Origin of the sequence: Aquimixticola soesokkakensis, from assembly GCF_900172375.1 — a bacterium.
Classification (GTDB): domain Bacteria; phylum Pseudomonadota; class Alphaproteobacteria; order Rhodobacterales; family Rhodobacteraceae; genus Aquimixticola; species Aquimixticola soesokkakensis.
On the sequence record NZ_FWFS01000011.1, the window covers coordinates 150,264 to 164,400 of the forward strand.

16 protein-coding genes and 1 pseudogene are annotated in these 14,137 nt (G+C 62.5%); 13 read left to right on the top strand and 4 right to left on the bottom strand.

The annotated features are described in order from the left end of the window. The first annotated feature begins 1 nt into the window (after position 1). The 4 genes from AQS8620_RS14565 to thiD are packed head-to-tail and all read left to right on the top strand — an operon-like array spanning position 2 to position 3,097. Entirely contained in the window at positions 2–769 is a 768-nt protein-coding gene (locus AQS8620_RS14565) for a thiazole synthase (protein WP_085837746.1), read from the top strand. Next, entirely contained in the window at positions 769–1,362 is a 594-nt protein-coding gene (locus tag AQS8620_RS14570) for a thiamine phosphate synthase (protein WP_085837747.1), read from the top strand. Before AQS8620_RS14565 ends, AQS8620_RS14570 begins: the two co-directional genes overlap by 1 nt. After that, on the top strand, positions 1,359–2,351 hold the full coding sequence (locus AQS8620_RS14575) for a HesA/MoeB/ThiF family protein (RefSeq protein ID WP_085837748.1): 993 nt from the start codon (positions 1,359–1,361) through the stop codon (positions 2,349–2,351). The genes AQS8620_RS14570 and AQS8620_RS14575 overlap by 4 nt, the downstream gene beginning before the upstream one ends. Next, positions 2,348–3,097 carry a bifunctional hydroxymethylpyrimidine kinase/phosphomethylpyrimidine kinase gene (gene thiD, locus AQS8620_RS14580; protein WP_085837749.1) on the top strand — a complete coding sequence of 250 codons (750 nt, stop codon included), beginning with the start codon at positions 2,348–2,350 and terminating at the stop codon, positions 3,095–3,097. The genes AQS8620_RS14575 and thiD overlap by 4 nt, the downstream gene beginning before the upstream one ends. A 12-nt stretch (positions 3,098–3,109) precedes the next feature. On the opposite strand, the gene AQS8620_RS14585 is transcribed toward thiD, so the two are convergent. Continuing rightward, complete coding sequence (locus tag AQS8620_RS14585) at positions 3,110–4,132, bottom strand: LacI family DNA-binding transcriptional regulator (RefSeq protein ID WP_085837750.1); 1,023 nt, start codon at positions 4,130–4,132, stop codon at positions 3,110–3,112. Between the two features lie 128 nt (positions 4,133–4,260). Between AQS8620_RS14585 and AQS8620_RS14590 the strand changes: the two genes are divergently transcribed. The 9 genes and pseudogenes from AQS8620_RS14590 to AQS8620_RS14630 form a co-directional block, all read left to right on the top strand. Further along, positions 4,261–5,301 (top strand): Gfo/Idh/MocA family protein, encoded by a 1,041-nt coding sequence (locus AQS8620_RS14590; protein ID WP_085837751.1) that lies wholly within the window; start codon positions 4,261–4,263, stop codon positions 5,299–5,301. A gap of 12 nt (positions 5,302–5,313) precedes the next feature. Beyond that, positions 5,314–6,246 (top strand): sugar phosphate isomerase/epimerase family protein, encoded by a 933-nt coding sequence (locus AQS8620_RS14595; RefSeq protein ID WP_085837752.1) that lies wholly within the window; start codon positions 5,314–5,316, stop codon positions 6,244–6,246. A gap of 48 nt (positions 6,247–6,294) precedes the next feature. Beyond that, entirely contained in the window at positions 6,295–7,503 is a 1,209-nt protein-coding gene (locus AQS8620_RS14600) for an ABC transporter substrate-binding protein (RefSeq protein WP_143267538.1), read from the top strand. Between the two features lie 147 nt (positions 7,504–7,650). Beyond that, positions 7,651–8,553 carry a carbohydrate ABC transporter permease gene (locus AQS8620_RS14605; protein ID WP_085837772.1) on the top strand — a complete coding sequence of 301 codons (903 nt, stop codon included), beginning with the start codon at positions 7,651–7,653 and terminating at the stop codon, positions 8,551–8,553. Positions 8,554–8,555: 2 nt separating this feature from the next. Further along, positions 8,556–9,371 (top strand): carbohydrate ABC transporter permease, encoded by an 816-nt coding sequence (locus tag AQS8620_RS14610; protein ID WP_085837753.1) that lies wholly within the window; start codon positions 8,556–8,558, stop codon positions 9,369–9,371. Further along, on the top strand, positions 9,368–10,441 hold the full coding sequence (locus AQS8620_RS14615) for an ABC transporter ATP-binding protein (protein ID WP_085837754.1): 1,074 nt from the start codon (positions 9,368–9,370) through the stop codon (positions 10,439–10,441). The genes AQS8620_RS14610 and AQS8620_RS14615 overlap by 4 nt, the downstream gene beginning before the upstream one ends. 10 nt (positions 10,442–10,451) lie before the next feature. Beyond that, the gene (locus tag AQS8620_RS14620; RefSeq protein WP_085837755.1) at positions 10,452–11,597 is read left to right on the top strand and encodes a Gfo/Idh/MocA family protein; all 1,146 of its coding nucleotides are present in this window, start codon (positions 10,452–10,454) and stop codon (positions 11,595–11,597) included. Further along, entirely contained in the window at positions 11,594–12,898 is a 1,305-nt protein-coding gene (gene xylA / locus AQS8620_RS14625; protein ID WP_085837756.1) for a xylose isomerase, read from the top strand. The genes AQS8620_RS14620 and xylA overlap by 4 nt, the downstream gene beginning before the upstream one ends. A gap of 117 nt (positions 12,899–13,015) precedes the next feature. Next, positions 13,016–13,200, top strand: a pseudogene (locus AQS8620_RS14630) (transposase); the annotation flags it as partial. Positions 13,201–13,259: 59 nt separating this feature from the next. On the opposite strand, the gene AQS8620_RS17090 reads toward AQS8620_RS14630, so the two are convergent. The 3 genes from AQS8620_RS17090 to AQS8620_RS14640 form a co-directional block, all read right to left on the bottom strand. Continuing rightward, the gene (locus tag AQS8620_RS17090) at positions 13,260–13,559 is read right to left on the bottom strand and encodes an amidohydrolase family protein (protein ID WP_159453258.1); all 300 of its coding nucleotides are present in this window, start codon (positions 13,557–13,559) and stop codon (positions 13,260–13,262) included. Beyond that, positions 13,448–13,864 carry an amidohydrolase family protein gene (locus AQS8620_RS17160; protein ID WP_200809640.1) on the bottom strand — a complete coding sequence of 139 codons (417 nt, stop codon included), beginning with the start codon at positions 13,862–13,864 and terminating at the stop codon, positions 13,448–13,450. The genes AQS8620_RS17090 and AQS8620_RS17160 overlap by 112 nt, the downstream gene beginning before the upstream one ends. A gap of 125 nt (positions 13,865–13,989) precedes the next feature. Continuing rightward, on the bottom strand, positions 13,990–14,137 hold a 148-nt coding region (locus AQS8620_RS14640; RefSeq protein ID WP_143267539.1), incomplete at its 5' end, for an IS3 family transposase.

Here is a 14,137-nt window from a genome sequence, read left to right on the forward strand (position 1 = left end):
CATGAAGGTTTACGACATCGAGCTTCACTCGAACCTGATGCTGGGCACGGCGCAATACCCGTCTTTGGCGCATTTGACGGGCGCAATCCGCGCCAGCGGCTGCGCGGTTGTCACCGTTTCGTTGCGGCGTGAAACAGCCGATGGGACGGGGGCGGGATTTTGGGACATGCTGCGCCAGACGGGCGCGCGGGTTCTGCCCAACACCGCAGGCTGTCACAGCGTGCAGGAGGCCGTGACGACCGCACGGATGGCGCGCGAGGTCTTTGAGACCGATTGGATCAAACTCGAGGTGATCGGTCATGCCGACAGCCTGCAACCGGATGTCTTTGGCCTGGTCGAGGCGGCAGGCATCCTTGCCGCTGACGGGTTTCAGGTATTTCCCTACACCACGGACGATCTGGTCGTGGGCGAAAAGCTGCTCGCGGCGGGATGTGAGGTGCTGATGCCCTGGGGCGCGCCGATCGGATCGGGGCAAGGCCTGCGCAACCCCGATGCCCTGCGCACGATGCGCGCGCATTTTGCGGGCGTCCCGCTGATCGTGGATGCCGGACTGGGGCGCCCCTCGGATGCGGCAGCAGCGATGGAGCTGGGCATGGACGGGGTGCTGTTGAACAGCGCCGTGGCAAATGCCGGCGATCCGGTCGCCATGGCGCGGGCCATGGCGCTTGCGGTGCAGGCCGGACGCGCGGGCTTTCTGGCCGACCCGATGGAGCGGCGCGATATGGCCGTGCCCTCGACGCCGGTTCTGGGATTGGCGGAGTTGATGTGATGGAGCGTTTCTATCCGATCGTGGGCCATGTCGATCTTCTGGCCGTTCTGGTCCCGCGCGGCGCAAAGCTGGTGCAGCTTCGCCTCAAGGATGTTCCCCCCGAGGATCTGCGCCGCCAGATTGCCCGTGCCCGCGATATCTGTGCCGCGCATGGCGCGCAATTGGTGGTCAATGACCATTGGCAACTGGCGCTCGAGTTGGACTGCGACTTTGTGCACCTGGGGCAGGAGGATATGGAAACCGCCGATTTCCCCGCGCTGCGCCGCGCGGGTCTGCGCTTTGGGCTGTCTACCCACGACACCGCCGAACTGGAGCGTGCGCTGGCGCTGCATCCGGCCTATGTCGCTCTGGGCCCCGTCTACCCCACCCGCCTCAAAAAGATGAAATGGGCGCCGCAGGGGCTTGATCGCCTTGCCGACTGGAAACGGCGCGCCCCGGAGGTGCCGCTTGTGGCCATCGGCGGGCTGACGCCCGAGCGCGCGGCCGGCGTGTTTGGCGCAGGGGCCGATAGCCTTGCGGTCGTGAGCGACCTGCAACAGGCCAGCGATCCCGCCGCGCGTCTGCGCCTGTGGCAAGAGGTCTGTGCCCGATGACCCGCTATGCACGCCAGATGCGAGTGCCAGAGGTTGGCAGCGCAGGGCAGGCGCGGCTGTCGGGCGCCCATGCGGTGATCGTCGGTCTGGGCGGGCTTGGCTGTCCCGCGCTGCACTACCTGGCGGGGGCGGGTGTGGGGCGGATCACGGTCTTCGATCCCGACATCGTCGATGTCAGCAACCTGCACCGCCAGACCCTGTACCGCATGTCCGATCTGGGCAAGCCAAAGGCACAGGCCGCTGCCGCCTTTGTGCGCGCCTTCAACCCCGAGATCGATCTGCGCGCCTGCGCGGTGCCGCTGTCGCCCGATAGCGCCTGCGACGTCGCGCGCGACGCGGATGTGGTGATCGACGCGGCGGATAGTTTCGCCGTCTCCTACATTTTGTCGGACGCCTGCCGCAGCACGGCCACGCCGCTGATTTGTGCCAGTGTTTTGGGGCAAACCGGCTACATTGGCGGGTTTTGCGCGGGTGCCCCGTCGCTGCGGGCGGTGTTTGCAGACCTGCCAACCTCGGGGGCAACCTGTGCCAGCGCCGGTGTCCTTGGTCCGGTCGTGGGGATGTTTGGCGCATTGCAGGCGCAGATGGCCTTGCGGGTGCTGTTGGGGCATCGGCCCTCGGGTCTGGGGCAGATGATCACCGCCGATCTGGCGCAGATGCGCTTTGGCGGGTTCGATTTTCAAGACAGTCGCGAACCCGAGCGCTTCTGGCCGTTCGTCTCGCCCCAAAGCCTGCGCCCCGAGGATCTGGTGGTGGAGCTGCGCGGCGTGGACGAAGCCCCACAGCCCATCGTGGCACAGGCGCTGCGACTGGACGCAGCCGGGGTGGCAGACCAGGTGGTGGATCAGCTGGCCACCCTGCCAGCGCACCCCGACCGCCGCATTGTTCTGTGTTGCCGGTCCGGACAGCGCGCGTGGCAGGCGGCCGGTATTCTTGAGGCGCGCGGGTTTCACGCCATCGCTTTGATGGCCGCGGTGACCTGCGGATGACGCGCCTGTTGATCATCGGCGGAACGGACAGCAGCGGCGGGGCGGGGCTGACGCGCGATGCGTGGGTTGCACAGGCGCATGGCATCGCGGTTGCCCCCGTCGTGAGCGTGGTCACGGCGCAAACCAACAGCCGTTTGCACGCCGCCTGGCCGATGCCTGCCGATAGTGTCGGCCAGCAGATCGCAGCGGCTTTGGCCTGCGGGCCTGTCGGCGCGGTCAAGATCGGGGCGCTCGGCACCCACGACAACGCCGCCGCCGTCCACGAGGCGCTTGCGGGGCAGGGCGCGGCGGTGGTGTTTGATCCGGTTTTGAAAACCAGTTCGGGCGGGGGCCTTTTATCGGGACCGCCCCCTTGGCCGCTGCTCGCGCGTGCCGCTTTGGTGACGCCCAATCTGCAAGAGGCGGCGATGCTTGCGCAGCGACCGCTGCCGCAAACCCCGGCGCAAGTGGTGTCCGTGGCCGAGGTGATCCTGTCCAAAGGCGCGCGCGCGGTTTTGATCAAGGGCGGGCATGGCACCGGCCCGATGTCTTGCGATATGCTGAAAACCGCCACACAGCAGCATGTGTTTCAAAGCCCCAGACTGCGCGCAGAGCTGCGCGGCACAGGCTGTGCGCTGGCGACGGCGATCGCGTGCAACCTCGCGCAGGGGCGTGACCTGAAGGCGGCAATCGGCGCGGCAAAGGCCTTCGTCCATGCCTGTTTGCAAGCCGGAACATATCTTGAGGCGGAGGCCATTCGCCCCTGAGGAGAGAGCTGTTCAGGCGCGCGCAGGGGGCGCTTGAATGCTGTCGCTCACCACCAACTTGGCGGGCCAGACTAGCGCGGCATTGGGGCTTTCGCCACGAATGACGCGCAGGGTTTCGCGCGCGATTTGCGTGCCGAGTCCTTCAAGGTCTATCGCGCAGGCGGTGACGGCAGGCTCGAGAAACCGCAACTGTTTGGAGCGGCGCAGGGTGACGATGGACAGATCTTTTCCGGGAGAAAGACCGGCATCGCGCAGGGCGCTATAGGCGCCAAAAGCCATCATTTCATAGTTCAAGATCAAAGCCGTGACCGGATCATCCATCGCCAGAATGCTTTGGGTGACAGCGCTGCCGCCAAATTCGCTGTGCTCGGCGGGAATCACCAGCGAGGGGTCGTGATCAAGGCCGAGTTGTGCACAGGTCGCCGCGTAGGTTTCGTGCAACAGCACGCCGATGTTGGACGTACTGGGCGGCGCAGTGACAGCGATACGCCGATGCCCGAGGGCGACGAGCTGTTGCATGGACTGGCGCAAAAACCCCTCGAAGTCGAGATCGATCCACGCGTAATCCCCCGCGATTTGCGAGCGGCCAAAGGCGAGAAACGGCATGTGGCTTTTGAGCAGCAATTCGATCCGGCTATCCTGCGCGCGGGTGGCCGTGACGATGATCGCATCCGCGATGCCCCGCGCGATGGTGCGTTTGATGAATTCCGTGGGATCGCTTGCGGAATTGGACGGAAGAATGATCAAATCGTAGCCCTGCGCGGATAGCGCATCCTGCATGGCGTCGATGATGCGCATGAAGAAATTGTCACCGCCGCGCACATCGGCCTGACCCGTTTCAAGGACGAAGGCCACCGTTTGCGTCGATCCGCGCCGCAGTGAACGCCCCGATGTATTGGCGCTATAGCCCAGTTCAACCGCCGCATCGAGCACCCGTTGGCGGGTTTTCGGGTTCACATCCGGCTTTGCGTTCAGCGCGCGAGACACGGTTCCGATAGACAAACCAAGGTGTTGAGCGAGGTCTTTGATATTCACGCGGCGGCATCTCCGTAAACGTTTCCAGAAAGTGTTTGACACATTGTGGGGCGCGGCGCTAGGTATCGTAAACGTTTACGGAGGTCGGGCGGCGTCGAGGAGGACAGCCCCCGAAGAGGAGAAATTTAATGTCACATGCCGTGCAAACCGCCGTTCTGGTGGGCTGCGGAGCAATGTCTGAAGGCTGGCTGCGCGCCATCCAGACGCTCAACGCGACCGCGCCGACAGTCGATGTGATCGGCTTTGTCGATCTTGACGAGACCCTCGCGCGGCATCGCGCTGACACCTCGGGTTTTCCCGATGCTGCCGCGGGCGCAGACCTCGGGGCGATGCTGGCCGCGCTGGAACCGGATGTTGTGTTTGACATCGTCGTGCCGGCCGCACGGCGGTCAGTTGTCACCACCGCCTTTGCCGCGGGATGCGACGTGCTTTCGGAAAAGCCGCTGGGCAATACGCTGGGCGAAGCGCGCGATCTGGCCGCCGCACGCGACCGATCCGCCCGCCTGCACGGCGTCGTGCAGAACCGTCGCCATTTGACGGGAATCCGCCGCGCCAAAGCCTTTTTGGACAGCGGAGCGATTGGCACGGTCGCCGAGGTGCATTGCGACTTTTTCATCGCGCCGCATTTTGGCGGGTTTCGCGAGGAAATGGAGCATGTCTTGCTGCATGATATGGCGATCCACACCTTTGACGCCGCGCGCTTTGTCGCTGGCGTCGAGCCTGCGCGCGCGGTCTGTCTGGAAAGCAATCCGGCGCATTCATGGTATGCCCATGGCGCCAGCGCAGCGGTGCTTTTCGCCTGCGAAAACGGCGTGACGATGAGCTATCGCGGCTCGTGGTGTGCCGAGGGCCTGCCCACCAGCTGGGAAGCGAGCTGGCGGATTGTCGGGTCCAAAGGCACGCTTTTATGGGACGGAAACGACGGGTTTCAGGCCGAAGTCCCGCAGGGGCGTGACGGTTTGCTTAGCACCCAGACCCCGCTGGAGGTCCCCCAAATTGCACCGCTTGCCCATGAGGGCCACGCAGGTGTCATCGCCGATTTCCTCGAGGCGCGCAGGACGGGGCGGTCGCCGCTGACCGACGCGCGCGACAATATCCGCAGCCTTGCCATGACCTTCGCCGCTATCGATAGCGCCGAGCAGGGCCGCTTCATCGACATTTCTGTTTGAAAGGACATTCACATGAGCAATCCGGCAAAATCCATCCGCATCGGCACGATGGTTGCGGCCTCTGGCGGTCAGGCCGCCACGCGCATTGGCGAAATCGCGGATATGGGGTTCGAAAGCTTCGAGCCGTTCTTTTGGCAGACCACCAACGGGCAGGATCTGGCCGAATTGGGCAAGCGCTGCGTGGATGCCATTGGCGGGCGTGACATCACGATGTCGACGCTGGGCATGTTTGGCAATCCGCTGGAAGACGAGGCGCTGGACCGCGACACATTGCAGGGCTGGAAGGATTGCATCGACAATGCCCACCATTTCGGCGCGACCTGCATTGCGGGGTTTACAGGGCGTGTGCGTGGCAAGCCGATTGAAGACAGCCTTGGGCGCTACCGCGAGGTCTGGTCGGAACTGGCCAAGCGCGCTGCCGATAAGGGCATCAAAATTGCCTTTGAAAACTGCGCGATGGACGGAAACTGGCAGACGGGCGACTGGAATATCGCCCACAACCCCGATGCGTGGGAGTTGATCTTTAACGAGACGCCCGACGACAACATCGGGCTGGAATGGGAACCGTGCCACCAGATGGTTTACCTGATCGACCCGCTGCCCCAGATCCGCAAATGGGCCGACAAGATTTTCCACGTCCACGGCAAGGATGCCACCATCCGCCACGATGTGATCCGCGAACACGGGATTTTCGGCAAACTGCCCCATGTGTTCATGCGCACGCCCGGATTTGGCGATACCAACTGGACGGATGTCATCACCGAGCTGCGTCTTGCGGGCTACGAGGGCGCGATTGATATCGAAGGCTGGCACGATCCGGTCTACCGTGATGCGCTGGAAATGACCGGCCAGATGCACGCGCTGAAGTATCTCAAGTCCTGCCGCGGCGGCACATTCGTGCCGGGTGAAGGGGCTTACGAGGGCGGGGATCCGTCGCTTTTGTGATCCCCACACGAACATAAATCATATCCGAGTTTTTAGGGAGGAGACCTCATGGACATGAAATTTCTGGGCGTTTTGACCGTAGGAGGCGTGGCCTTGGCCACGGCGGCATCCGCGCAACAAACCGAGCTGGATTTGTGGACGATCGACGATCCGGGCGAATATCACTACGTGCTGGCCGAGGAATATATGGCCCTGCACCCGGAGGTGAAGATCAACGTCCGCACCGTGCAATTGCGCGATATGGTCAATGATCTGGCCCGTGCGGTGGCCACGGGTGATGCGCCCGATATCACCTATATCGACAACCCCGAAGTGGCGCTGTTTGCCTCGCGGGGGTTGTTGATGGACCTCACGCCCTACATCGAGGCTTCCGATGTGGTGCATGCTGACGACATTTTCCCCGGTCCGCTGGCCTCGGTCAGCTATGAGGGCGGCATCTATGGCCTGCCGCGCGGCGCCAACACCATCGCGCTGTATTACAACGCCGATATGTTCACCGCAGCGGGTCTTGATCCCGACCAGCCGCCTGCAACGTGGGACGAACTCTATGAGGCGGCCAAGACGCTGACGCGGCCCGACGACAATGTCTACGGGCTCGCGTTTTCCGCTGTTGCAACCGAGGAGGGGACGTTTCAGTTCCTGCCGTGGTTGCAGATGGCGGGCGGCGATTTTGACAATGTGAACACCGCAGGCGCGGCAGAGGCGCTAAGCCTGTGGAAACAGTTCATCGACGAAGGCATCGCCTCTCGCGACACGCTGATCCGCAGCCAGTGGGACAGCACCGGCACATTCAACGCAGGCTCTGCGGCGATGGTGATTTCGGGTCCTTGGGAATTGCCGCGCATGATGTCCGAGGTCGAGTTTGACGTGCGCGCAACGCCCTTGCCGATGCCCGCAGGCGGGGACACCCGTGCCTCGGCTCTTGGCGAAGGGGACAATGTGATCCTGGCCAGCACCGATGCACCCGAGGCCTCTTTTGCGTTCCTTGAGTATCTCTATTCGCAGATGGATCGCGTCTGGAACGAGTTTGGCTATCTTCCGGCGGCTGACGTCGAGGTGGTCGATCCCAAGTTCCCCGAGATTTACGCGACATTCGAGGAAAGCATGCAGTTTGCGCGCAACCGTGGGCCAAGTCCCGAATGGCCGCAGATTTCCAAGGCCATTCAGGGCGCGATCCAGTCGTCGCTGACAGGGCAGGCCAGCCCCGAGGACGCTTTGGCGCGCGCGCAGTCGCAAATCGACAAAGTTGTAAAGTGACGCGCGGGCGGCGCCTGATCATCACGCGCCGCCTTGCCATTTGACCTCTGCGACGGGCCCGTCACAGGGCACGCGCGCAGTCGTGGCAGGCCGTGCCTGACCAACACGGCCTGCCACACATCATTTCGCCAAAGGGACATGCCCCTCATGCTAAAATTCACCAACACATTTCGCGACGGCGTCGGGTTTGACACCCTGCTTGTCGGGATCGCGCTGGGATACCTTGTGGTCTTCTCCGCCTTCCCACTGGCCTATAACCTGTTGATGTCGTTTCAGGATGTGGACCTGTTTTCGCTTACCTCCTTTGATCGCCCCTTCGTGGGCTGGGACAATTACCGCGAAATCCTGTCGCGCCCCGAACTGTTACCGATCCTGTGGAACACGGTGAAATTCGTCGGCATTTCCGTGATAGCGCAGCTGAGCCTCGGCTTTGCCATCGCGATGTTTTTCCAGCTGGATTTTCCGTTCAACACCTGGCTGCGCGGTCTGTTTCTGGCCGGTTGGATCATGCCCGCGCTGGTGGTTGGCGCGGTCTGGAGCTGGGTTCTGGCGGGGGATTTCGGCGTGCTCAACCATGTGCTGAGCGAGCTGGGCCTGATCCGCGCCAATATTTTCTGGCTCTCGGATCCTGATGTGGCGCTCTATTCCATTATTTTTGCCAATATCTGGCTTGGCGTGCCCTTCAACATGATCCTGCTGTCGGTCGGCCTCGCGGGCATTCCCGAAGATGTCTACGAGGCGGCCGAAATGGATGGCGCAACGCGCATCCAGCGGTTTTTCACCATCACCCTGCCGATGATGCGCGCCCAGCTTGGCGCGGTCATTTCGCTGGGCGTCATTTTCACGCTGCAACAATTCGACCTGTTCGCGGCCCTCACCCAGGGCGGCCCGGCCAATTCTTCGAACGTGTTTCAATACTGGTCGTGGCAGCTGGCGTTCCAGAACTATGAAATCGGGCTTGGCTCGGTGATTTCGGTGCTGATGATCGGCTTTGTGATTGCGGTCGCCTTTGTCTATGTGCGCTCGACGCGCTACGAACAGGAGAGCTGATCATGGCCCGCAAATATGGCCTTTTGGCCCTCGCCGTTGTCATCCTGTCGATCTACCTGTTTCCGGTCTACTGGATGTATATTACCGCGCTCAAAACCGGCACGGAGATCTTTGCCAATCCGCCGACCTTCTGGCCGCGCGACCCGCAGGTACAGATCGTCGAGGTCTGGACGCGGTTGCGCATGGATGTCTATCTGCGCAACTCCCTGTTGATTGCGGGCGGTGTGACGCTGATCGTCGCCTTGCTTGGCACCGGCTGCGCCTATGTGCTGGCGCGCATTCGCAACCGCTGGATGGACGGGGTTTTGTTTGGCGTGTTGATGATGCAGGTCCTGCCCTCGTCATTGATGATCACGCCGATCTTTGTGGCCTTCAACCAGATGGGGCTGTTGGAATACCCACGCCTGTCGGTGGTTCTGGCACAGGCCGCCAAGGTCATGCCGCTCTACATCGTGCTTGTGCGCGCCACCTTTTTACAGGTCCCGCGCGAGTTGGAAGAGGCCGCATTGGTGGATGGCAACAGCCGGATCGGGGCGTTTACATCGATCATCGTGCCCTTGGCGCGCAACGGCATCCTTGTGACATCCGTGCTGATTTTCCTGCAATCCTTCGGGGAATACGTCTATTCGCGCTCGCTGATTTCCGAGCGTGCGCTGCAACCGGCGACCGTGGGGCTGCAATCTTTCATGGGACCCAACAGTTCCGATTGGGCAGGCGTGATGACCTATTCGGCCATCTACGTCACCCCCATTCTCATCGTTTTTGTCTTGCTGCAACGCCAGATCGTCAGCGGCTTGACCTCAGGAGCGCTCAAATGACTTTCCAGATCGAGCTTGACCAGATCAACAAATACTACGGGGCGTATCATGCGCTGCGCGATGTCAGCCTGCAAATTCCCCAAGGGCAGTTTGTCGCCCTTGTCGGCCCGTCGGGCTGCGGGAAATCCACGCTTTTGCGCACGATTGCGGGGCTGGAAGGGATCAGCGACGGGCGGATTGAAATCGCAGGGCGCGATGTCAGCACGCTGGCGCCGCGCGAACGCGATCTGGCGATGGTGTTTCAATCCTACGCGTTGTACCCCCATATGACCGTGCGCAAGAACCTGACCTATTCGCTGCGGCTCAAGCGGCGCAAGGCGGGCGAAATTGACACAGCCGTGGAGGAAATCGCCCGCATCACCGGCCTTGACGGGTTGCTGGACCGCTATCCGCGTGAACTGTCGGGCGGGCAGCGCCAGCGCGTCGCGATGGGCCGCGCGATCATCCGCGACCCCAAAGCGTTCCTCTTTGACGAACCCCTGTCGAATTTGGACGCTGCGCTGCGCGTTCATATGCGGGCCGAAATCCGCAAGCTGCACAACCGTCTTGGCGCGACCTCCGTCTACGTGACCCACGATCAGATCGAAGCCATGACCATGGCCGATCACGTGGTGGTGCTGCGCGCGGGGCGCATCGAACAACAGGGCGCGCCCCTTGACCTCTACGACCGCCCCGCCAACCGCTTTGTGGCGGGGTTTATCGGCTCGCCGGCGATGAACTTTGTCGACGGCGTTGTCGCCGGCGACGGCCGTTCGGTTCAGCTTGATCTGGCGGGTGCGCCGGTGCTGCGCTTTGCAGGGCAACGCCCCGCGGGCGAGCCGGTCTGTGTGGGCCTGCGCCCCGAACATCTGGAAGTCGGGGCGGGGCGCGACATCAACCGGCTCGACCTGCCTGTGGGGATGGTCGAGCGCACGGGGGCGGCGTCCTATGTGGTCAGTGACACCACGCCCGAACTGATGATCGCAGCCCCTGTGCGGGTCGCCGATGGCGCGCGGATTGCGGTCAGCATCGCGCCGGAAAACCTGCATCTCTTTGCCCGAGCGGGCGAGGGGCTGCGGCTGAATACGTGAGGAGGACGACATGCAACGTTTGAAACTGGGAATGGTCGGCGGCGGGCAGGGCGCCTTTATCGGCGGCGTTCACCGCATCGCCGCGCGCCTTGACGGGCAGTGGGATCTGGTCGCAGGGGCGCTGAGTTCGGACAGCGCCCGCGCGCAGGCCTCTGCCAACGATCTGGGCATCGCGCCGGATCGCGCCTACACCGATTTTCACGAGATGGCCAAGGCCGAAGCGGCGCGCGCCGACGGCATTGACGCCGTGGCCGTGGTCACCCCCAACCACATGCACGCCGCGCCGGTGATTGCCTTTCTGAAGGCCGGAATCCACGTGATTTGCGACAAGCCGCTGGCGGCAACGCCCGAGGACGCCGCGGCCATCGCGCAGGCTGCCGCGACCAGCAGCGCACAGTTTTTTCTGACCCATAATTACACCGCCTATCCTCTGATCCGCCAGGCGCGCGAGATGGTAGCACGCGGTGATCTGGGCGATATCCGTCTGGTGCAGGTCGAATACGCCCAAGACTGGCTGAGCGAACCGCTCGACAACAAGCAGGCCGCTTGGCGCACCGATCCGGCACGCTCGGGGGCGGGGGGCTGCATCGGCGATATCGGCACCCATGCCTATAATTTGGCAAGCTATGTCAGTGGGATGGCTGCCACGCAGGTCGCGGCCGATCTGGACGCTTTCGTCGAGGGGCGGCGGGTGGATGACAATGTGCATGTGCTGCTGCGCTACGGCAACGGGGCCAAGGGGATGCTGTGGGCCAGTCAGGTCGCCGTGGGCAATGAAAACGCGCTACGGCTGCGGGTCTACGGGTCGCAAGGCGGGTTGGAATGGGATCAGGAAGTTCCCAACACCTTGCGCTTTACCCCCTTCGGTGCGCCGACCCGGACGCTGACGCGCGCAGGCGCGGGTGGCACCGCAGCGGGGACGCGGCACCTGCGCACGCCCGCAGGCCATCCCGAAGGCTATCTGGAAGCGTTCGCGACCCTCTATTCGGAGGCCGCAATCGTGATCCGCGCCGCCAAATCCGGCCAGTCGCCCGATGCGCAGGCGCATGTGCCCGACCTGACCGACGGGCTTGCCGGCATGGACTTTATCGCCGCCTGCCTGTCTTCCTCATCCAACGATGCCCGCTGGGTATCCCTGACCGGAGCCGCCACATGAGCGATTTTTTCAAAGACATTCCCAAGCTGGCCTATGAGGGGCCCGACAGTCCCAATCCCTTTGCCTATCGCCACTACGATCCCGATGAGGTGGTCGCCGGCAAACGCATGGAAGACCATCTGCGGTTTGCCGTTGCGTGGTGGCATAGTTTTGCCTGGGAGGGCGGCGATCCTTTTGGTGGCCAGACCTTCGAGCGGCCGTGGTATCCCCAAGACGACATGGGCCGGGCCAAGATGAAAGCCGATCTGGCCTTTGAGATGTTCGACATTCTGGGCGTGCCGTTCTTTTGCTGGCATGACGCCGACCTGCGCCCCGATCAGGGCAATTTTGCCGATAACCTGTCTACGCTCGACGAGATGAGCGATCACATTCTGGGGCTGATGGAGAGCCGCAAAACGCGCTGTCTGTGGGGCACGGCCAACATGTTCTCGCATCGGCGCTGGATGTCGGGGGCGTCGACCAATCCCGATCCCGAAGTCTTTGCCTTTGCCGCTGCCACCGTGAAATCCTGCATGGATGCGAGCCACCGGATGGGGGCAGAAAACTACGTGTTATGGGGCGGGCGCGAGGGCTACGAGACGCTGCTAAACACCGATTTGAAGCTGGAACAGGACCATATGGGCCGGTTTTTGAACATGGTCGTGGATTACAAACACAAGATCGGCTTCAAAGGTGCGATTTTGGTCGAACCCAAACCCCAGGAACCCTCCAAGCACCAGTATGACTACGACGCTGCCACCTGCATCGGCTTCCTGCGCAAATACGGGCTGGAAAAAGAGGTCAAACTCAACCTCGAACAGGGTCATGCTATTTTGGCGGGACATTCATTTGAACATGAGCTGGCCGTCGCCGGGGCCGAGGGCATGTTGGGGTCCATCGATATGAACCGCAACGACTATCAATCGGGCTGGGACACCGACCAGTTTCCCAACAATGTCCCCGAAGTGGCGCTGGCCTATTATGAAGTCCTCAAAGCGGGCGGATTTAGCACCGGGGGCACCAATTTCGACTCCAAAGTGCGCCGCCAGTCGCTGGATGCCGAAGATCTGGTGCTGGGCCATGCGGGCGCGATGGACGTCTGCGCGCGCGGCTTTAAAGCGGCGCTGGCAATGCACGAAGACGGCGGTCTGGAAGCGGCGCGCGCCACGCGCTACGCAGGCTGGGACACGCCTGCGGCGCGCGCCATGCTCGACAGCGATCTGGCCTCGATCAGCGCGGCAGTGCTAAGGGACGCAACCAACCCTGCGCCCGTCTCGGGCCGTCAGGAACGTCTGGAAAACTGGGTAAACCGCTTCGTTTGACACGATCCCAAAACGCCCCCGCTCCTGCGGAGCGCGGGGCACACCCTCTGTGGGGCGGTCTTGTAAATTATTATCATAATCCTAATTATCCGAAAGATGCGATGCAGGGCGACGCCGCGACAGGCGACGGGGTTTGTCGAAAGTCTGTTGCGCTTGGTCGCGCCTGAATGGGCGGGCCCGACTTGAGCACACTGTCGCATCGCCACAAGACCCTTGCCGTGAACATTGCGTATCGCGGCATCAAGCAGCCGTTGACGCTTCTAGTCGACAGCGCAGGGATCAGGGTCGAGGGTGAAGGCGACTGCGCGCGCCCGAATGCCATGACGCCCGACGGCGTGTGACGGACGCCGGCGCAGGAGCGTCACGCCCTGACCTGATCAAAGCCGAACAGGCGGTTTGGCGTATCCCAAAGGATTTTGCGGCGCATCGCAGGGTCTGGCACGGCAGCGCCGAACAAATCCAGCAGCGGGCCATAATCCACACGCTCGGGCACGCGCAGAAACGGCCAGTCGGATCCCCAGATACAGCCGTCTGGCCCAAAGGCGTCGATCAAAGCCTCAACAAAGGGCGAGACATCCTCGAAGGGATGCGAACGATCGGAAAACTTGATGTGGCCGGACAATTTGACGACCGCCCGCTTGCGCCGCCCCAAATCCAACAAGGCCTGAAACCCCTGCTGTTGCCTCCCGAGTGCCGGCCGCGGACGCCCGACGCCTCGAGCATCGGCAAAATTCCCAAAAGCCCGTCGGCTTCGACCTGTATCTGCAAGAACAGATCCAAGGCGCGCAGCCTTTCCAGCAACGGCTCTGTGCCGGCGTAATATCCCTCCTCGAAAAACGGCAGATTGAACGCCACACCCACGATGCCCTGTCGTTTCAGATCGGCGAGCCGTTCGAGCGATGTATCATGCGCCACGACAGCGATGCCTTTGTAGCGGCCACCGCTTTGGGCGATCGCATCCAGCATGCAGCTGTCTGAGCTGCTGCCTGTTTCGTGGACACCGAGATAAGGTGTTTATGAGATTGGAGATCAGCAATGGCGAGAAGCGTTTACTGGACTTGCACCGTTTCTGTTCCGGTGTGTTACTCATGTTATGCGGCGAGTTTTTCGAGCGCCACGGGTGATTTGCCATCCAATGCTGAATGGCGCCTGCGCGGGTTGTAGAAGCCGTTGATGTATTCGAACACCGCGACCTCGACATCCCGGCGTGTTTGCCATGTGTTTTGCCAGATCAGCTCG